General features: G+C 37.5%; 12 protein-coding genes. 3 read left to right on the forward strand and 9 right to left on the reverse strand.

From position 1 onward, the window contains the following. Positions 1-61: 61 nt before the first annotated feature. The 5 genes from feoB to AC0L6O_RS16170 all read right to left on the reverse strand — a co-directional run bounded on the left by feoB (position 62) and on the right by AC0L6O_RS16170 (position 8,391). Positions 62-2,155, reverse strand: a complete 2,094-nt coding sequence (gene feoB, locus AC0L6O_RS16150) for a ferrous iron transport protein B (RefSeq protein WP_473303794.1) — start codon at positions 2,153-2,155, stop codon at positions 62-64. After that, positions 2,152-2,397 carry a FeoA family protein gene (locus tag AC0L6O_RS16155; protein WP_229201321.1) on the reverse strand — a complete coding sequence of 82 codons (246 nt, stop codon included), beginning with the start codon at positions 2,395-2,397 and terminating at the stop codon, positions 2,152-2,154. The genes feoB and AC0L6O_RS16155 overlap by 4 nt, the downstream gene beginning before the upstream one ends. Before the next feature lie 76 nt (positions 2,398-2,473). Beyond that, entirely contained in the window at positions 2,474-4,114 is a 1,641-nt protein-coding gene (locus AC0L6O_RS16160; protein ID WP_473303795.1) for a glycerol-3-phosphate dehydrogenase/oxidase, read from the reverse strand. A 37-nt stretch (positions 4,115-4,151) separates the two neighbouring features. Next, positions 4,152-7,208: a glycoside hydrolase family 2 TIM barrel-domain containing protein gene (locus AC0L6O_RS16165; protein ID WP_473303797.1), complete on the reverse strand. Its 3,057-nt coding sequence runs from the start codon at positions 7,206-7,208 to the stop codon at positions 4,152-4,154. Positions 7,209-7,224: 16 nt separating this feature from the next. Continuing rightward, on the reverse strand, positions 7,225-8,391 hold the full coding sequence (locus AC0L6O_RS16170; RefSeq protein ID WP_473303799.1) for a galactokinase: 1,167 nt from the start codon (positions 8,389-8,391) through the stop codon (positions 7,225-7,227). Positions 8,392-8,802: 411 nt separating this feature from the next. Here AC0L6O_RS16170 and AC0L6O_RS16175 point away from each other — a divergent pair, with 411 nt between their 5' ends. Beyond that, entirely contained in the window at positions 8,803-9,807 is a 1,005-nt protein-coding gene (locus tag AC0L6O_RS16175) for a LacI family DNA-binding transcriptional regulator (RefSeq protein ID WP_473303801.1), read from the forward strand. On the opposite strand, the gene AC0L6O_RS16180 is transcribed toward AC0L6O_RS16175, so the two are convergent. The 4 genes from AC0L6O_RS16180 to AC0L6O_RS16195 all read right to left on the reverse strand — a co-directional run bounded on the left by AC0L6O_RS16180 (position 9,793) and on the right by AC0L6O_RS16195 (position 18,474). Continuing rightward, positions 9,793-10,092 carry a hypothetical protein gene (locus AC0L6O_RS16180; RefSeq protein ID WP_473303803.1) on the reverse strand — a complete coding sequence of 100 codons (300 nt, stop codon included), beginning with the start codon at positions 10,090-10,092 and terminating at the stop codon, positions 9,793-9,795. The genes AC0L6O_RS16175 and AC0L6O_RS16180 overlap by 15 nt on opposite strands. Next, positions 10,089-13,400 carry a VCBS repeat-containing protein gene (locus tag AC0L6O_RS16185; protein WP_473303805.1) on the reverse strand — a complete coding sequence of 1,104 codons (3,312 nt, stop codon included), beginning with the start codon at positions 13,398-13,400 and terminating at the stop codon, positions 10,089-10,091. The genes AC0L6O_RS16180 and AC0L6O_RS16185 overlap by 4 nt, the downstream gene beginning before the upstream one ends. 72 nt (positions 13,401-13,472) lie before the next feature. Beyond that, positions 13,473-15,317 (reverse strand): RagB/SusD family nutrient uptake outer membrane protein, encoded by a 1,845-nt coding sequence (locus AC0L6O_RS16190; RefSeq protein ID WP_473303807.1) that lies wholly within the window; start codon positions 15,315-15,317, stop codon positions 13,473-13,475. A gap of 10 nt (positions 15,318-15,327) precedes the next feature. Then, positions 15,328-18,474 carry a SusC/RagA family TonB-linked outer membrane protein gene (locus AC0L6O_RS16195; RefSeq protein WP_473308538.1) on the reverse strand — a complete coding sequence of 1,049 codons (3,147 nt, stop codon included), beginning with the start codon at positions 18,472-18,474 and terminating at the stop codon, positions 15,328-15,330. 347 nt (positions 18,475-18,821) lie between these two features. Here AC0L6O_RS16195 and AC0L6O_RS16200 point away from each other — a divergent pair, with 347 nt between their 5' ends. Continuing rightward, entirely contained in the window at positions 18,822-19,640 is an 819-nt protein-coding gene (locus AC0L6O_RS16200; RefSeq protein WP_473303808.1) for a 3-keto-disaccharide hydrolase, read from the forward strand. A 32-nt stretch (positions 19,641-19,672) separates the two neighbouring features. Next, positions 19,673-20,335, forward strand: coding sequence for a heme exporter protein CcmB (locus AC0L6O_RS16205; protein WP_473303810.1), 663 nt, complete (start codon positions 19,673-19,675; stop codon positions 20,333-20,335). The last annotated feature ends 18 nt before the right edge of the window (positions 20,336-20,353 follow it).

Raw genomic sequence — 20,353 nt, forward strand, 5'->3', positions numbered from 1 at the left:
TAGAATAATAAGTTTCAATAGCAAAAAAACATTGACTAAATCACTTGGATAAACCCTCCCCTTACTTCAAAATTTGATAAACAATAAAGGCTGATACATAAGCCAGAACGCTCATGTAGCCTAACTGAATCATAGGCCATTTCCAGCCTTTGGTTTCACGATACACTACCGCTATGGTACTCATGCACATCATAGCAAATACGTAGAAAATAAGCAGCGAAAAGGACGTAGCCGTATTGAAAACAGGTTCGCCTGTTTCAGGATTCACTTCTCTTCTTAATCTTGCTTTTATGGTGTTATCGTCAGCACTGTCACCTCCAATGCTGTAAATGGTCGACATGGTCCCTACAAAGACTTCTCTGGCCGCAAAAGACGTAATCAATGCTATTCCTATCTTCCAGTCGTAACCTAATGGTTTGATGGCGGGTTCTATGGCTTTCCCAAAATAACCTGCGTATGAATTTTCCAATTGAAAACTAGAAACTGCATTTTCTAATTCCATTCCTTCTAAAGTAGGATTTGCGGCAGCCACTATTTCTGGAGCTTGCTCTATTTTATCACCTGGACCATAAGAGGCTAATACCCATAAAACAATGGAGATAGCAAGAATAACTTTACCTGCTTCAAAAACAAAAGTCTTTACTTTCTCATAAATGGTATAGAAAACCTGTCCCCATCTTGGTGCTTTATAAGTAGGTAATTCCATCACAAAAATGCTTCTCTTCTCTGACTTCATGATTTTCTTCATGACGTAGCCAGCCAAAAGTGCAGATAGAAAACCTAAAAGGTATAGCCCCATCAGGGTAAGTCCTTGTAAACCAAAAACTCCAAAAAGTGAGGTATTAGGAACTACAAGAGCAATAAGAATAGTATAAATAGGCAATCTGGCAGCACAACTCATCAATGGCGTTACCATGATAGTAACCAATCGCTCTTGCCAACTACCAATGGTTCTAGCAGACATTACTGCTGGAACGGCACAACCAATTCCTGACATTAGTGGTACTACAGATTTGCCACTGAGGCCAAAACGTCTAATTAATTTATCCATCAAAACCACTACTCTGGCCATATAACCAGACTCCTCCAAAATGGCAATTCCTGCAAAAAGTAGAGCTATCTGAGGAATAAACATTAGCACTCCTCCTACTCCTGCAATCACCCCGTCTGTAAGTAAGGATGTTAATTTACTCTCTGGCAGCACAGATTTAAGCCAATTATTTAAATTTGCTATGCCGCCGTCAATCCAATCCATAGGATATTCCGACAGGGCAAAAACTGCATTAAAAACAACGAAAAGTATGCCGAAAAATATGACGTAACCCCACACCTTATGAAGCAGTATGGCGTCCATTCTATTCGTTCTGGTATCTCCTCTTTCTGCCCCTACCTGAACCACTTCTTTTAAGGCAGTACTTATATCTTGAAAATGCCCAAGTGTTTCTGCAGCCTGAAAGGCACTTGCACTAAAGCCATGCTTTTGACCTATCCCTTTTATTAATTCTTTTTCGCTTTCGCTCAAAAAACTAAGCTTATCACCTTGAGCAAGGTATTGACTAGCGAGGTAATCATTATTTAAACTAAAGGCTTGTTTAACTTCTAAAACAGCCGCCTCATATTTCTCATCAATTTCTACATTGTGGTGAATATTACGATCCACCAAAGCCTGCTCTAGCCTTAACTTAAGCCCATTCACGCCTATTCCTTCTCTGGCATTTATTTCTACCACCGGAACTTCTAAATGAGCTTCTAATTTTATTGTATCTATAGCTGTACCAGCATCTAATGCCGTATCTAACATATTTAATGCTAAAACGGTTGGAATTCCTAAATTAGAAACTTGCTCAAAAAGGAGCATATTTCTTTTAAGGTTGGAGGCATCTACCACCACCACTGCTAAGTCTGGATAGTCTGGATTTTTAGGGTTAGAAAGTACATCTAAAACCACTTGCTCATCTATAGAAGTAGGGTAAATACTGTAGGTTCCCGGAAAGTCAATGACCTCCACCTTTTCCCCAGAGTTAAGCTTTGCTATTCCTATTTTCTTATCAACCGTTACACCAGGAAAATTCCCTACTTTCTGCCTTAGACCAGTTAACTGATTAAATAAAGAGGTTTTACCACTGTTTGGATTACCAATCAGAGCTACTTTCATACAATAATGCTTTTTACCAAAACCGTAGCGGCTTCAGACTTTCGAAGAGATACTTGATAATCGCCACCGATAGTGACACAAACAGGACAACCCAATGGAGCCTCACGGTCAATTTTGACAACCGTCCCCGGTACAAAACCCATTTCCATTAATTTTAATGAAAGTTCTTCGTCTGTAAACCCGTCAATTAATACAGATTCTCCAGGAGAAAATTCGGATAATATATTAGTGGTTTCTTCCAATTGGCGACTATTTAGAATTAGTTTAAATAAAACGCAAATCTAATTATTTTGGTTCTATGGCTACGAGAAATATCACTTAAATTCCTGAAACTCTCTGAAATTTATCTAAAAGGTCTGCGTATTCTTTCTTATTCGCCTCCATTTCTTCATCAGACCAAGCTAGGTTTCTCTGAAAAATCGGAGCCACTTTATCTATGGACGCCTTAGTAGCTTCCCAGTCTAAAAGCTCCATTCTTATTCTTCTTGCAAAGAAATCTCTAAGCTTCGTAGCCATTTCTCTTTTAACCGCAAATGCAGCTTCAGCCTTAATAAAAGGATAATCAGTATGAAGTTTTTCTGCTAAAGCAGGTTCTCTTTCTACCAGCATTAATACTTCTAAAGAAAGGTCACCATAGTTTTCATAAAGGTGTTCTACTGTGCCTTTCGATAATAATTTGGACGCTTTCGCTTTATAAACATCTATTAAAAAAGCGGAGTTTTGAGCCCCTACTAATTTATGACTAGCTGTTACACATTCGCCTTGCTTATTAAGCAACTCGCCGGCATAATCTATCACGTCTTTTGCCATGACACGGTAGGTCGTCCATTTTCCTCCTAAAAGGCTTAACAGTCCAGACTCTGGCAAATATTCCACCTCGTGGTCCCTCAGAAGAGCTTTTGTTTCTTTTCGCTTACTGCTCTTTGGAGCCAATAAAGGTCTAACTCCTCCAAATCCACTTGTTATATCTTTTCTTTCTAAAGGTTTTTCTAAGAACGGATTGACCGTTTCTAACAAATAGTCTACCTCTTTACTTTCCAATATTGGCTCATGTGCCATATCAGTGTAAGCTGTATCAGTGGTTCCTACCATTATTTTGTTGCCGATAGGCTTCACAAAAACTACTCTACCATCTTTAGTTTCTGGTATAAGCATGGCGTCTTCTCCTTTCATAAGTTCAGATGGGAATACAAAGTGAACACCTTTAGCAGGTCTCATTCTAGACTCTTCATCCTTATCTGCCATAAGCCTTACATCATCTGCAAATGGCCCTGTACAGTTTATAAAAAGCTTAGCATCTATCTCAAAATCCTCACCGCTTATTTCGTCTTTGACCAAGGCTTTTGACAATTTGCCTTCTGCATTTTTCTCAAAATTAGTCAAGGAAACATAATTAGCTACAATAGCCCCTTTTTGCTCCGCCGAACTCACCATGGCCAAACTAAATGCAGCATCATTAAAAGTACCATCATAGTAAAGCACAGAGCTATGCATTTCCTGTGTCAGTCCCGGCATTCTTTTTAGCGTATCAGCCTTGCTCAACCATTTGGCCGAAGGCAATCCATCACCAGCCGCAAACATTCCGTATAACTTTAGCCCAATGCTATAGTACATTCCTTCAAACCAAGAAAATACGGGTGTAATTAAAGGAATAGGCTTTGCCAAATGTGGTGCAATAGTCAACAACGTTTTACGCTCGTGCAGTCCATGACGCACTTGCCTAAGTTGTTCTAAATCTAATTGTTTGAAAGCTCTTTCTAAATATCTTACTCCGCCATGAATCAGCTTAGTAGACTTTGAAGATGTCTCAGCACAGAAATCATTCTTATCAATCAAGGCTACTTTATAACCTCTCAATACCGCATCTAAAACCGCCCCCGAACCACTTGCTCCTGCTCCTATTATACAGATATCAAATTTCTCTGTCCTTAACTTTCCTAACTGATGTTTACGATCCATTTCCTATTTTTTGAAGAAGGCCAAAATTAAGAGTTTATTACTCTAAAGTGATTACGTAAGCGTAAGAATAGCTATTATTTTCAAGCCTATAAGGCTTATGAGGCATATACCCCCAACTATTGTCTCCACCAACACCCCTCTGCAACAAATCAATATGAAGAATGGTTGCGTCTCTTTCAGATACATCTGTAGGATGCATCTGTTTTTTAGTCATACCAGGGTCAAAATCCTCTGTGACATAGTGTAAAGCACTAAAACTTAGTGGCTGCATACCCTCCACTTTTAAAATATGACCTTTATCATCTTTCAGTTTCACCCATTTAGTATCTGTTCTGTAGCCATTTTCTTGAGGTCTTATGTAAGTATCTACAAACTGGTTTTTAACCAAATCTTGATAAACGCCTAAAAACGAAGCAGTATTTCTATCTTGATAATTTTCAAAAGGTCCTCTACCATAGTAATTCACTACATTAAAAGCCTTTGGTAGCTGCATACGCATTCCCATTCTTGACAATTCAGAAACCTGTGCATCATTAATTTTCAAATCAGACTTAACAGCTAACCTTCCGCCTTCTAAAATGGTATAGCTAATGCTATAATCTGCAGAAACGTCATTAAGCGTATAGTTAACTTTTATACCTCCCTCATAACTCTCTACCGACTTTAAGGTTTTGCTACTATGGGCTGTACGCCAAACAGATGCAGTTTCTTGGAAATTATGTCCAAAATCGTTGTCGATAGGAGCTCTCCAAAAATATGGCTGTGGCATGCTACTCAAATACGACATACCATCTTTCTCAAATTTGACAATGCTTCCGTTTTCTTTATTTAAGGCTATCTCAATTCCGTTTTCTTTAAATATGTATAAGTTACCATTCTCGATCAATCCAGATACTGGCTTCACATTTTTAACCAAAAACACATCTTTCAGTGGTTTATAAACAAACTCTTCACGTGCCACTTCATGACCAGTTGGAATCATAGCATCAAAGCTTTTTTGCAAAGCAAAGACTTGAAATACATAGTCATTACCGTCTATTAAACTTGGCATGTTTACTTTTCCTTTACCATTTGTAAGACTTAATTCTCCTGTACTTAGCTCTTCCCCGTTTTTTAACAACTTATACGTATAAGTATAATCTGTAAAGAAGGTTTGCAAGGCCACATCAAAACTTCCAGTTTTCCAGTCAAAGTTTTTAAAATGTACATTTTGATACACTTTTTTCACTTCGTAAAGTCCAGGGTGAACTTGTCTATCAGAAGACACCAAGCCGTTGGCACAGAAGTTTTCATCATTTCTTAAATTTTGACTCCCTAAGTCTCCTCCGTAGCCAAAGTACTTTCCTTTGTATGGATCGTTTACTTCTAAGCCTTGGTCTACCCAATCCCAAATACAGCCACCTTGCAGGTTATCGCTGCCATAAATCACATCCCAATACTCCTTGAAGTTTCCATTACTATTTCCCATGGCATGCGAATACTCACACATGATGTATGGTCTTTTAGCTCCTGAGCTTGCATATTTCTTCATAGCATCCATAGTTGGATACATTGGTGTAACTATATCGGTATTTGCCTCTTCACCTGCCTGCTCAGACTGAACCGGCCTAGAATCGTCACGGCCTTTCATATAATCATAGATAGCTTGAAAATTAGACCCATTTCCGCACTCATTCCCCATAGACCACACTATAACCGAAGGGTGGTTTTTGTCTCTTTCTAAAACCCTTCTGGCTCTGTCAAGGTGAGCTTCTTTCCACTCTGGTAAATATGCAGGATGCACACTTTTATCAAACCAGCCTTGCAGTTCCGCTCCCATGCCGTGCGTTTCAATATTGGCCTCGTCTATCACAAAAAGGCCGTATTGGTTACACAGTTTCAACCACAGCGGGTCATTAGGATAATGCGAACTTCTTACCGTATTAATATTAAATAGCTTCATTAAGCGGATGTCTTCCAACATACTTTCTTTTGAGATAACATGCCCTGTTTTAGGATCATGTTCATGACGGTTAACGCCTTTCACAAAGATTCTATTCCCATTAACAAGGAGCCCCTTGTCGGTAATTTCTACCGTTCTAAAACCTACCTTTTGACTTACCGCATCTACTAATTTTCCAGCCTTATTTAAAGTAAGAACTAGCGTATAAAGGTTAGGTGTTTCAGTATTCCACGGTTTTACATTTGCTACTTTAATGGCTTTAAAACTAACCATGTCTTCTTTTACCTTTTGAGACTGCTGAGCCACTACATTGCCATTTGCATCAAAAAGAGAAAGAACTGCGTCAAACCCAGCAATGCTTCTTCCTCCCACATTCAAATCCACTACCAAATTTCCGTCTTTATAATTATTGACCAGTAAAGCTTTTGAAAAGTAATCTGCAATATGAGTTTTGGGTCTAGCATAAAAATTGACGTCGCGTTCAATTCCTGAAAGTCTCCAAAAATCTTGGTCTTCTATATAACTTCCGTCATGCCATCTTAAAACCTTAACGACTAGCGTGTTGGTACCTCTTTTAAGAAATGGTGTGATATCAAATTCTGCTGCCGTTTTAGAAACTTTAGTAAAACCTACCTCTTTGCCATTAAGCCATATATAGGCCGCTCCTGAGATAGAACCAAAACTCAAAATAACATCATCTCCCTCCCAATTTTCAGGAACCGTAAATTCCTTAATATAAGAACCCACAGGATTATATGCATGGTCTATAAAAGGTGGATTTTTAGGAAATGGGTAAATGACGTTGGTATAAATTGGAATACCATGCCCTTCCAATTCCCAATTAGAAGGAACAGGTATAGAGCTCCATAGCTTAGCATCAAAACCTTCTTCCATGAAGTCTTGTGGACTCTCCCCTGGCGTATCGGCATATTTAAACTTCCAGTTTCCGTTTAAACTCTTATAATTCAGGCTCTCTCCAGCATCTGCCTTCGCAGCTGCAATACTGCTAAAGTGAGTCATTTCAGCATGAGGAGCCAATTTGTTGATTTCTACTTTCTCAGGATTTTCCCACTCTGTAAATGTGAAGAATTGGGCATGAACAAAAAAAGGACTGAGCAAAAGCAGTCCTGAAAGGATTCGTGAAAGTTTCATAGGGTATGTTGATTAGTTAAGCAAGCTCATAAATAACAGAACAACCGTCTGTTATCTGAACTTGGAAGTGTTCTATATTGATATCAAATTTACTTAAATAAGCGACTTTTACAGCTTCTATTAAATCAGAAACTGCATCTTTTTTAACAATATTAATGGTGCAACCTCCAAAACCTCCACCCATCATTCTGGCACCAAGGACGCCTGGTTTATCTTTTGTTAAATCAACCAAAAAGTCTAGCTCATCACAGCTAACTTCATAGTCGTCTTTTAAACCATCATGTGTTTGATACATCAGTTCGCCAAAGGCTTCTAAATTGCCTTCGGTGAGTGCCACTGTAGCTCTTTTCATTCTATCTTCTTCAGACAGTACGTAAAGGCAGCGGTCGTACACTTTTGCATCTAAATCTGCTTTATGCTTTTCTAAAGTTTCAAAGCTTAAATCTCTAAAGCTATTTATTTCCGCATAGTTTTTTTGGAAGAAGCTAAGACCTTCTTCACACTGCTCACGACGCTCATTATAAGCAGACTCTGCCAAATTATGTTTTACGCCAGAATTAAAAAGAACTACACTTACATCATCCATCTCAAAAGGAAGATAGGTATGTGTCAGATTTTTACAATCCAACTGAATCACCTTCCCTTTTTTGCCCATTAATGAGGCATACATGTCCATAATTCCGCACCTTACTCCTGCAAAATTATGCTCTGCACTTTGGGCTATTTTAGCCAAATCTAGCAGGCTAAAATTCAAATTATAGAGTTCGTTAAGGGCATAAGCCAATCCACTTTCTATAGCAGCAGAAGAAGACAAACCTGCACCTAAGGGCACATCACCACCAAAAGTGAGGTTAAAACCAGCATTTAGTTTAGGGTTTGTGTCTTTAATTTCTTTAATAACCCCTATCAGAAAATTTGCCCAATCTTTATTTGATTTTTTTATATCATCAAGACTTAGCTCATGCTCATCATTAAGGTCTACCGAGTTAAGAATAACGGTGTTGTCATTTCTTTTTGAAAGGCAAAAGTAAATAGCCTTATCTATGGCAGCTGGAAGTACAAATCCGTCGTTATAATCTGTGTGTTCTCCTATTAAGTTAATTCTGCCGGGAGCTCTAACTGCAATGCTTGGAGATGATTTAAACTTATTTTCAAAGGTTTTAGCAACTACCTTTTCGTTCATAGTATAACAGAGGTAAATCTTGGGTTTTAAACTTAAAGACAAAGGTAGCTTTATTAAATAGTTTTTATAACAAGCGGCTAAAAGTCAAAAAACTATGCCAACAGGGTCGGCATAGTTTCAGTTTCTCTACCTAAATTTTAACCTTACTTCTTTATGAAATTCCATCTAACTCAGAACGCCCGAAGGCTTTCTTACGTAAAAGAATAAGATATCATACAGTTATAAAGTTGGCCTATTACAAATGTAGATAGCTTTTAGTCCAAACTCTTATTAAAATATTACCATAAAAAGATAAAAAAGTATGTGCACCCGTTTGCACAAGCAAAAAACCAAAGTCTATAATGAATGCAAACAATTGCACTACGAGAAGAAATCTTTATATCTTGCCAATGTCAATAATCAATAACAGTTATGGCTAGAACCAATATCACTATAAAGAACATTGCCTTAGAGTTAGGCATTTCGGCCAGCACAGTTTCTAGAGCTCTAAACGATCACCCGAGAATAGGGATTAAAACCAAAGAACGCGTTAGAGAGCTAGCCAAAAAACTTCACTACGTACCTAACCCTGCTGCAAAGCTTCTAAAGAATAATAAAACCTTAAAAATTGGGGTTCTACTTCCTTTTTTAAAAGAGGAGTTTTTTTCTATGGCAATCTCCGCTATTGAAGACACCGTACTTCCGCATGAATATCATGTAATGGTAAGTCAGTCTAGAGACAGCATAGAAAGAGAAAAAAAGATGATAGATGCATTTATATCTACTAGAATAGATGGGCTGATAGCATCGGTTTCGGCAGAAACTAATCATTATGGCCACTTTAAAGTCTTGGAAGAATATGGTATTCCAGTCGTTTTCTTTGATAGAGTTCCAAGAAACTTTGAAGCCAATAAAGTACATAGCAGTGTCACAAAAGGCACCAGTGATGCCATTCAATTCTTGGTAAATAAAGGAATTAAGAAAATAGCTCTTATCAATGGTCCCGGAAACTTAGATGCTTCTGACCAAAGGTTAAATGGTTATTTAGAAACTATTGCAAAATTTGGCTTGCCCACTTCTCAGAAATATATCAAATCAAGCAATTTAACTCGTGAAGACACTACCAAAGGTATGAATGAGCTTTGTGAGCTTACCGACAGACCTGAAGCCATATTGACTTTTAATGACTATGTAGCTTTGGACGCTATGGCGGCCTGCAGACAAAAAGGAATCATACCTAACAAAGACATTTTATTTGTCAGCTTTGCTAATTTACCTTTTACTAGTCTCTTAGAAAACCCGCCAATGGCTTCTGTAGAACAATTTCCAAGTGAAATGGGGGCAAAAGCAGCCGAACTACTTCTTAAAAGGATGCAATCTGACGAACCAATGCCTTATGAAGAAATAACCTTAAACACTGAATTAAGGATTCATTAATGGCTTTCTTTTATTCATCAAGTAGCCAGCAATAATAATTACTATCAAAGCACCAATATAGAAGGAGTTCGATATATGAGTTCCTTCTTCTTTTTCCAATTCTTCTTCAGTTTCCTCTTCTGAATTCAGATTTGTTTCCAATTCCTTAGATTGACTTATAAAACCAAGGTTTGAAAATGTTTTTTCTGAAGAGAAACTTACTTTTTCTATAACATTACTCTTAGCCTCAAAAGCGGAAAACATTGCCACCAATACAAAGCCAATAACACTCAATCTAAGTTTCATAAATCATTTTTAAATTTAAATGCTCTTAAACCCTCTCCATTTAAGCCCACATAAAGAACATTATTGAAATAAAGACTACTTCTTACATCCCCACTAATATTTAAGCCAGAGGCCGACTGAGAAACTGTTTCGAAACCACCTTTACCATTTCCTTTCAGCAGTAAACCATAATTAGCATCTGACTTACCAAGACGTAATTTACTATGCGTATTGTTCCCCAAAAGCAGTAAATCATCTTTGCCGTCTTTGTCAAAATCCTCAATTTCAATTGAAAAAACGGGGGCATACTGAGCCTCTTTAGGGAGATCTGCAAGTTTATATTTGCCGTCAGGCTGACTTAAAAGTAAAGTCGTGGCCATATAATCAGCTTTAAAATAACTTGCTGTTTTAAGCTCTGATGCTGGAAAGAGTTTATCTAAACCTACTTCTGAAAAACTACTGTAGGTAGTGAAACTTGGTCTAAACTGTGGCAACTGATTTAACAGTTCGTCTCGTGTAATGTAAGGGTAACTTTTCCCTTGGATGTAAAAACAAAAAAGGGGGTCTACTATCCCATTATTATCAAAATCTTTTGCGTAAAGCTCAAGAGGCTCTTTTTCAGAAGCTTTAAATTGAGTATTCAGACCTTCGTTACCAATAACTAAATCTGGTTTGCCGTCGCCATTAAGGTCTTTAACTGCTAAGGTATTCCACCAGCCTAAATATGATTTCCCTAAATAAGAATCGCTCACATCTGTAAGCTTTCCGCCTTGATTTTTAAATATTTTAATACTCATCCACTCCCCAGCTAATATCAATTCTTTATTTCTATCAGCATCTAAGTCTATCCATTCTGCAGTTTTCACCAAGCCTAAATCTTCAAACAATGGTTCTGAAATAGTCTTCAATCCACCTTTCCCATCATTCACTAAAAAGTGACTTTTGCCTTGCTCTGGATATCTGCCCGGTGAAATACCTCCGCCTACAAAAACATCGACCAAACCGTCGCCATTAATATCATTAACAGCAAAACAAGAGCTTGCTTGATTTGCAAATGCTGCACTGCTCAGCTTAAATTCCCCTTTCCCATCATTTATATAAAGCCTATCGGCCAAACTAACATCGTCTGCCTTTAGCTGATGATATCCTCCGCTTGCTACCAAAATATCTAAAAATCCATCTGCATTAACATCTAAAAAAGCAGCATCTTGGTCTTCTGCTTTTTTCCCTGTTTCAGAATTTGGCAGAACACGCTTACTAAACTCACCATTCTCCTTTTGAAGAAAAACTACAGCACTTTGGCCAGCAGCTCCTCCTATAAATATATCTTCCAAGCCATTTTTATCTAAATCGGCCTTTTGCATACACGGTCCAGAAAAAGACTGCTCATGAATTAGAAGCGGCTGACGGTCAAAATCTCTAAACTTAATTTTACTGTGACTGTAAGGAATGGGAGACTTAAGCTCGGCAAATAATACATCAATAGGCTTTACTGAGTCCTTAACATTTGAAGCATCTCCAATATTGATACTTAAGGTTTCATTTGCTTTTACATTGGTCAAAACCTGCACTTCGCCTGTTGGCCATTTAATGGTCAATTTGTCTATAGTTTCATTTTGCCCCAAACCTATATTTAGCACTGGAGAAACAGAAGAAAGATAACCTCTACCTAAATTTTGTTCCACAGCCATTATTTCAGAACCTTTTTCTAAGCTCAACTTGGCTCCTATTCCTAATGGATTATTAACAGAACCATTTAGATTTACTTTTAAATAATTATTCTTACTCTCGTTTCTAAAGACAAAGGCGGCTTTGTTGATATTATTGACAATCAAATCTAAATCGCCATCATTATCCAAATCAGCATATGCAGCTCCATTACTGTTAGATGCCTCAGCTAAGCCCCAATCTTTGGTTTTATTTAAGAACCCTGCACCGTTTTTATTCTTAAAAATGTAATTACCGACATTGGACGAAGGCATTTTAGAAATCAACTCCAAAACATCATCACGCTGTAGTCTTCCTTTTTCTTTCACAAAATCATTCATGTATTTTATGAAGTCGAGGTTGGTAAAATCTCTGAAATAACCATTACTTACAAAAAGGTCTTTCCAGCCGTCATTATCATAATCTGCCAGTAAAGCTGACCAACTCCAGTCTGTATTAGAGACGCCAGAAAGCTGCCCTATTTCAGAAAAAGTACCATTCCCATTATTCAGCTGAAGCATATTTCTCATGTACTGATAATAAAAACCACTTCTTACATTAAGATCAAACTTGTTAAAGTTATCTGGAGCCAAAAGCAGCTTTTGACGCTTATTATCTTCTGGGAGCATATCTAGCGTAAAAATATCGGTATGCCCGTCATTATTTATATCGGCCACATCATTACCCATAGAAAACTGACTGGTATGCCCTATACTCTGGTCTATTTCATTCTTAAACTTTCCGTTTTTTTGATTGATATAAATATAATCAGGCACAGAGTAGTCGTTTGAAACGTAGAAGTCTGGCCATCCATCATCATTAAAATCAGAAATACCCAAACCTAAGCCGTAACTTAAAGCAGAGCCATTTATACCACTGCTAGTAGTTTTATCTGTATAATATCCATTGTCATTCTGGTAATATCTAATGCCTTTCTCTGGGTCATCGGTTTTCATAAACTCGGCTGTACTCGCCTCGTTTAAAATTGGTAAATTCTTTGGATTATGATTAAGCAGTAGCATATCTAAATCGCCATCACGGTCTGCATCAAAAAAGTAAGACTGGTTACTAAACCCAGGGCTATCTATTCCATACTTAGCAGCCTCATCTTTAAACTGTGGTATTCCCGCTTCTGTATTTCCTTGATTTACAAAAAGCTGATTGACACGTTTATGTGCAGGAAGCGTTCCTGAGTAACATAAGTAGATATCTAATTTGCCATCGGCATTAATATCTACCACACTTACTCCTGTTTTCCAAGGGCCTGGTCTTCCGGCAGCACCTGAGATTTTAGTTATGTCTTGAAAATTAAAATCGCCATTATTTAGATATAATTTATTCTCCGTCAAATTTGCCGTGAAATATAAATCATCAAGGCCATCTCCATTAAAGTCTCCAGCGGCTACGCCAGCACCATTATAGAAATACTCATACATCAAAATATTAGTATTAAGCCCTTCTGTGAGGGTGTTTTGAAAGTTAATATTGGTTTTTGTGGGATATAGTAAGGTAAATAGGCTGTCATTCTCTTCTATTTTTTCCGTGTCAGAATCTGAGCACGAAAAGAGCATTAGAAAGCAAAAAGCAAAACTTAATGTTTTAAGGCTAAGGTGTTTTTTCATTAGTTATAAATGTAAAAAAATCTATCCCAATGTTGGGATAGATTTTTAATAATTCAATTTAAATAGATTCAATTAGTCAAAACCAGGGTTTTGAATCAAGTTTTCATTTCTATTTAATTCAGTTCTATTTAGAGGCAAGAAATACATTTTATCTGCCCATTGTCTATTTTCTTTTCCTTCATCCATATTGATTACTTCATAGGAGTAGTCATAAATTTCAGGATCGTATCTATAAACATCAACTGTTTGACCAGGCTTCAGAGTACCAACTATATTGATACCGTTTGCTTGTCTCCCTAAAGTTTCTGGAGCAATCATCCATCTTCTAGTATCATGAAAACGTTGTTCTTCAAACACCATTTCAATTCTTCTTTCATGTCTGTAACGCTCCATCAAGGCATCGCCTGACTCAGTAAGTGCAGGTAAACCTGCTCTAAAACGGATTTTGTTAATCCAATTTTTAGCTTCCGCATCTTCACCTAATTCAATACAAGCTTCTGCATAGTTAAATACAGCCTCCGTATATCTTAAGACAGGCCAAGGCACTTCTTGCCACGTATTTTGATCAACAAAATCGTCAGCTGGCTCTGTGAACTTTCTCATGTAATACCCTGTATAGCTACCATTCCAATCTTCAATAGGACCATTTCTAGTATCTAAACCAAAATGAGTATCTCCACTAGGAAGTTCATATTGTCCAGTTTGAATTTGTCCTAATGGGTCTCTTGGCTGGTTTGCAGATGCTCTTGGCTTCCACTGTGCTCCATCATAAAGAATAGAAGCATAAAACCTTGGGTCGCGATTTTCGTAAGGTTTAGCCGCATGCTCCTCATTTGACCAATCAAAAGAAGAACCATCCATCATTTCATAATCATCTACTAGTAATGAAACTGGTGTATTTCCTGCCCAGTTATTGTATCCGTTAGGACCATTAAAAAGACCTTGACGACCACCATTTTCTCTTTTTGCACTAATAAAATACCTTCCGAATATTAAATCTTCTTCACCACCATTTCTAGAAAGAGAAGTATTCATGTAGTTCTCTTTTCCTTGCTCAGGAGAAACTGGCTCAGAATTATTCAAAAAAGCACCAGTACCTTTATCCAAAACAGCTTTAGCAGCAGCTTTAGCAGCTTGCCATCTAGCTTCTTGGCTTCCTGAAGTGTAGCCCAATAATCCTTTATTAGAAAAACCAGAAATCACTGAAGACTTAGCAGAGGCAGTTGGTATATCATGTAAATCACTAGCTGCATAAAGCAATACTCTTGATTTTAAAGCCAATGCCGCTAACTCTGTAGTTCTTCCTGAAGCAAGATTTTTCCCAGCTAAAAGCGTAGCTGCATCATCTAAATCTTTAACAATAAAGTTTACACAGTCTTCATACGTATCTCTAGATACTAAGAAGTCGTCATCACTTAAGCCATAGCTTTTATCGATAATTGGAAAACCTCCAAAATAACGAAGCAACTGCTGGTAGTAATAAGCACGCATAAACTTAGCTTCACCCATTAAACGATCTACTAGAGCACCGTCTTCAAGTTTTGGCTCACTTAATTGCTCTACCGCCACATTGGCAGCTCTGATATAGCTATACATGTTAGCCCAGTCGTAAGTGTTGTTAATCCAACCCGGATCTGCTGAGTTCGATCTTGACTCTGTAACGGTAGTAATGTTTCTACCTGGGTGAGTAAACATGGTTTCATCTGTGAGAGATGCCAACATTTGCTCATCCATACCACCGTTTCCTATACCTCTATAGATATTTGTAACGGCTGCTTCTGCTAAGGCCGCATCCGTCCAAACGGATGCTTCTGAAACCTCACCAAGTGGCTGTGTATTCACGAAATCATCATTACAGCCTGTTACTGCAAACAATGAAACCAGAAATGGTAATAATATATATTTTGTTTTTTTCATTTGTCCTTAATTAAAATGTTACCGAAATACCAGTATTTAACACTCTTGCTTGAGGGTAATACTGACCTGTAGAAGAATCAGACTCTGGATCTAATACTTTAAGCTTATTCATAAAGTCGAATAAGTTAAGTCCATTAGCATAAACTCTAAGGTTACTCAAACCAAGTTTTGTACTAACAGTAGTAGGTAACGTAAATCCTAACTCAAAGTTTTTCAAACGGATATAATCAGCTTTTCTAAACCAATAAGTATTTCCACCTGAATAGTATTGATCACTTCTGTTTGCAATTCTTGGATGCTCACTACTTGGATTGTCTACCGTCCATCTGTTCTCATAGATATCTAAAAAGTAGTTACCAATGTTCCCAGACTCTCCAGCACTGATGTACTGTCTAGCACCGAAAGCACCTTGAATTAATACAGAAAGGTCAAACGCTCTGTAAGAAACAGATAAGTTAGCTCCTCCTTGGAAAAGTGGAATATTATTAAAATCCATTCTTACTCTATCATCTGGTGTAATTTTACCATCACCATCGTAATCTTGATATTTCATATCACCTGGTCTTAGAGTATTTACCAATGCCGTGTAATCTAACTGATTACCATCAATTTCCGCTTGGTCTTTAAATACACCATCATACTGATAAACCAAGAAAGTATTAATAGGCTTACCTGTAGACCTTTGCCAATCTGGTGCTCCAGGAGCTTCATCCCAGAAAAGAATCTTGTTCTTTGCATAACCACCATTCACACTTACTTCATACTTAACTTCTCCTTCACGTCCTCTATAACCTAAATTAATATCAAATCCTTTATTAGCAACTTCACCAATATTTTCAGCTGGAAGAGACAATCCAGTACTTTGAGGTACAGAAGCATTCTTTCTCCAAAGGATGTTTGTTCTCTTATTATAGAATAAATCAAATTCGAAGAACAAAGAGCTCTTGAAAAGATCTCCTTCTATACCAATATTTGAGTTATTCGCTACCTCCCAAGTAATTCCTGGATTTGGAACACGCGTTTCGTATAACGTTTTAGTTTCAGCACCGTTAATTATGTAACTATCAAAACCATAGGTAGATAAGAACTGATACTCCTGAAGTTCATCATCATAATAAATATTATCATTACCCATTTGGCCCCAAGAACCTCTTAACTTCAAGTAGGTAATAGCTGGAATGTCTTTAATGAAACTTTCTTCAGACATTACCCAACCTGCCATAACTCCAGGGAAGAAACCAAATCTTGTTTCTTCTGGAAAAATGTATGAACCATCATTTCTCCAAAGAAACTCCGCTAAATACTTCTCTTTATAATTATAAGCAATTCTACCAAAATAATTTAGACGGGCTCTTTCAAAAGCTCCACCACCATTATTTTTCTCTAGGTCACCCCCAGCAAATATTTGGTCAATTGCAGGCGATAAGAAGAATCTTCTATAAGCATTGAAATCATCTCCCTCAATAGTTTCTCTATTAACCCCCGCTAAAATGGTAGCAGAGTGATCGCCCCATTGTTTTTCATAAGTACCAATTCCACCTAATAAGATATTAAGTTGATTAGAGTTACTTTGATATAAATTTGGCTCAGATGGCCCTCTTTGGTTTGGCACCAAAACAGGTGTAACACCATCCGCTTCAAAACCATTACCCAACTCATAAAGAGTCCATGGAGTGGTCCAAGTTTTAGTGGTAGTAATAGACTTATCTATAGCCGCCGTTCCTGTAAACTTAAGACCTTCTACACCAGGGATTCTAATATTTAAAGAACCGTTGGTTTGAATATAATCTCTTCTATCTCTATCGTAACCAGTCAAATCTGTAGTTACAACCACCGGATTTTGACCGTTTTCAATATCTGGACCTGGTTTACCATTTGGCCAGAATGCTGGCTGATTTGGCTTACCTCTCATTGACATTCTAAAGATTGCCGCAGCAGACTGCGTAGGATAGTGTCTAAACTCCTCACGAAGAGCTGCTCCAATTTGCATGTCAACATATTTATTAATGTTGGCATCTAAGTTAATTCTCAAGTTATACTGCTCATAACCCGTAGCCGAGTTTTTGTAATAAGCATCTTGTTTCTGATAACCAAGAGAAGTCATATACTTAACATTCTCTCCACCACCAATAAGCTGAATATTATGCTTAGACTGTGGAGACCATTTTTTCAATGTTTCGCCATACCAATCTGTATCTGGATGTCCCCATGGGTCTGAACCATTTGAATACAGCTCCATATCTTCTGGAGAATAAGGTGCAGTTCTATCACCATAAGCACCCGTTGATTTATAAGCATCGTTAGCTGCTTGCCATTGAGATGTAGGAAGCTCGTAAACACTTAAGTCGTTAAGCATTTCAGCATATTGCCTCGCATTCGCTAAATCTGGGACTTTCGTTGGTTGAGAAAAACCTTGGTTAAACTGATAAGATAACTCAGGTTTTCCGTTTTTACCTCTTTTCGTAGTTACCAGAATAACACCATTGGCTGCTCTTGCTCCATAAATGGCTGCAGATGCATCTTTAAGTACCGAAATACTTTCAATGTCATTTGGATTTAAACGCTCAAATCCACCAGCTCTATCAGGAATGCCATCTATTACTATAAGAGCACTATTGTTTCCTAAAGTATTAGAACCACGAATCCTGATTTGAGAACCATCAGCACCTGGCTCACCACTTCTGTTTACCGCTATTACACCAGCCATTCGACCTGCAATAGAGTTAGAAACATTAACAGCAGGAGACTTCATAAGTTCTTCCCCTTTTACAGCTGCTACAGAACCTGTTACGGTTTCTTTCTTTTGAGTACCATAACCCACCACAATAACCTCATCTAAGTTAGAGGCATCAGGATCCATAGAAAGATTAATAATTGATTGGGAACCAACAACAATTTCTTGGCTTTTGTACCCAATAAAAGAAAAAACAAGAACCGATTTTGGACCAGTGGCCTCAAACTTGAATTCACCATCCAAGTTAGTAGAGGTTCCTTTAGTGGTACCTTTTTCGATAACAGTAACGCCCGGCAGACCTTCACCATTTTCATCGGTTATTTTCCCAGTAATGCTTTGAGCCGCATTAGCCTGAAACACAAACAGTAGCAAGCACAGAACAGAGAATAAATTCTTGAGGGTTGAGCTCTTACAAGAATGCATTAACAGTCCTCTACCTACTTTTGATAAAGTAGTTTTTTTTGTCATATCAACAAATGTTTAGAGTGTATTTATTGTCTTGTAGGCCCTATTAGGTAGTATTAGGAAATGCAAAGATATAAATAATTCAATATAAAAGGAGAATTTTCATAGGCAAAAAAGGCTAAATGGTATACTTCTCTAGCTTTCATGCAGATAGCTTAATAAAAACTTATTTGCCGGTAAAATTCCCACTATAATTGCATTAAATATGTAAAAACAGGAAGCAATCAAAACTGTATAACGTTATCATTATACGTAACACCGCATCATGCTTTTTTATTCAACCCTTAAAGTCTTAAAATAACATCATGAAAAACGTAAGCCTACTAGTTCTAATTATCATTTCTATTGTTGGTTGTAAACCTGAAGAGCCAAAAGAAGAATGGAAATCGCTCTTTAATGGCACAAACTTAGATGGTTGGGATATTAAAATATCTGGTCATGAGCTAAATGAAAACTTCAAGAACACCTTTATAGTGGAAGATAGTATCATAAAAGTAAACTATGCTGAATACGATACTTTTACGCACGAATTTGGACACCTGTATTATAAGGTACCTTATTCAAAATATAGACTAAGAATGCAGTATAGGATATTTGGAGAGCTTACTCCTGGCAGCCCTTATTATGCAGAAGCAAATAGTGGTGTGATGCTTCATGCCCAGTCAGCGGCAAGCCAACAGTTAAATCAAGATTTCCCAGCATCCATAGAAATGCAGTTTCTTTCACGAATCGACAGCAATGATAGAGCTACTGGAAACCTAGCATCGCCTGGAACACATGTGATACGAGACAATAAACTATACACCGACCACATGATGTACGCCGATGGCAAAACATATGAAGACCAGTGGGTTAATGTAGAAGCCATAGTTTTGGGCGACTCTATTGTTCATCATGTGGTAGAAGGAGACACTGTTCTTACCTATTATAATCCACAAATAGGTGGCTGGGAAACAGACAATACTGACCGATGGCTAAAAGATAAAACTTGGGTCAAAAAAATGGCAGGAACTCCGCTAAAAGAAGGCTACATAGCTCTTCAAGCAGAAGGACACCCTGTTTGGTTTAGAAATATTGAAATCTTAGATCTATCAAAAGGCAACAAAACTAATGGTTCAGAGTGATTTGTGAAGTACATTTGCGGTGAGAAAAGTAAATGAAAGAAATAATAGCACTTCTGGGTAAAGAATTCACCTTAGAATGGCGTAATAAATACGCATTCAATGGCATGATACTCTATCTGGTATCCACTGTTTTCATTTGCTACTTGAGCTTCAGGATAAAGTCAAATTCATTGACACCTCCTGTATGGAATACGCTGTTTTGGATTATCATTCTTTTTACTGCCATAAACGCCATTTCTAAAAGCTTTGCTCAAGAGCATAAAAACAGACAGCCCTATTATTATTCACTGGCAAATCCTGAAGCCATTATTCTGTCAAAATTGATTTACAATTTTATCTTAATGCTCATTTTGACATTTGTAGGTTTTGGTATTTACATTTTATTCTTAGAAAACCCGGTTCAAGATTTAGCGTTGTATGCCGCATCTTTAGCATTAGGAGCACTTGGATTTTCAGGAGTTTTGACCCTAGTAGCGGCAATAGCCTCAAAAGCAGAAAACACGGGTTCGTTGATGGCTCTTTTAAGCTTCCCTATCATTATCCCAATGTTATTGATGCTTATGCGACTGTCTAAAAACGCAATGGATGGTTTGGCTTTCTTTGTAAGCAAAGACGAAATTTGGACTTTAGTAGGTATTGACGGGATTGTAATAGCTTTGAGTATCGTTCTTTTCCCTTACCTCTGGAAGAGTTAGTTTTTATTTGAAATAGAT

Source organism: Arcticibacterium sp. GJ41-1, assembly GCF_055808875.1.

Bases quoted from the DNA above. Each gene is read 5' to 3' on its own strand.
- AC0L6O_RS16175 (WP_473303801.1), top strand. From the start codon at position 8,803: ATGGCTAGAACCAATATCACTATAAAGAACATTGCCTTAGAGTTAGGC.
- feoB (WP_473303794.1), bottom strand. From the start codon at position 2,155: ATGAAAGTAGCTCTGATTGGTAATCCAAACAGTGGTAAAACCTCTTTA.
- AC0L6O_RS16160 (WP_473303795.1), bottom strand. From the start codon at position 4,114: ATGGATCGTAAACATCAGTTAGGAAAGTTAAGGACAGAGAAATTTGAT.
- AC0L6O_RS16180 (WP_473303803.1), bottom strand. From the start codon at position 10,092: ATGAAACTTAGATTGAGTGTTATTGGCTTTGTATTGGTGGCAATGTTT.
- AC0L6O_RS16195 (WP_473308538.1), bottom strand. From the start codon at position 18,474: ATGCATTCTTGTAAGAGCTCAACCCTCAAGAATTTATTCTCTGTTCTG.
- AC0L6O_RS16190 (WP_473303807.1), bottom strand. From the start codon at position 15,317: ATGAAAAAAACAAAATATATATTATTACCATTTCTGGTTTCATTGTTT.
- AC0L6O_RS16185 (WP_473303805.1), bottom strand. From the start codon at position 13,400: ATGAAAAAACACCTTAGCCTTAAAACATTAAGTTTTGCTTTTTGCTTT.
- AC0L6O_RS16165 (WP_473303797.1), bottom strand. From the start codon at position 7,208: ATGAAACTTTCACGAATCCTTTCAGGACTGCTTTTGCTCAGTCCTTTT.
- AC0L6O_RS16170 (WP_473303799.1), bottom strand. From the start codon at position 8,391: ATGAACGAAAAGGTAGTTGCTAAAACCTTTGAAAATAAGTTTAAATCA.
- AC0L6O_RS16205 (WP_473303810.1), top strand. From the start codon at position 19,673: ATGAAAGAAATAATAGCACTTCTGGGTAAAGAATTCACCTTAGAATGG.
- AC0L6O_RS16200 (WP_473303808.1), top strand. From the start codon at position 18,822: ATGAAAAACGTAAGCCTACTAGTTCTAATTATCATTTCTATTGTTGGT.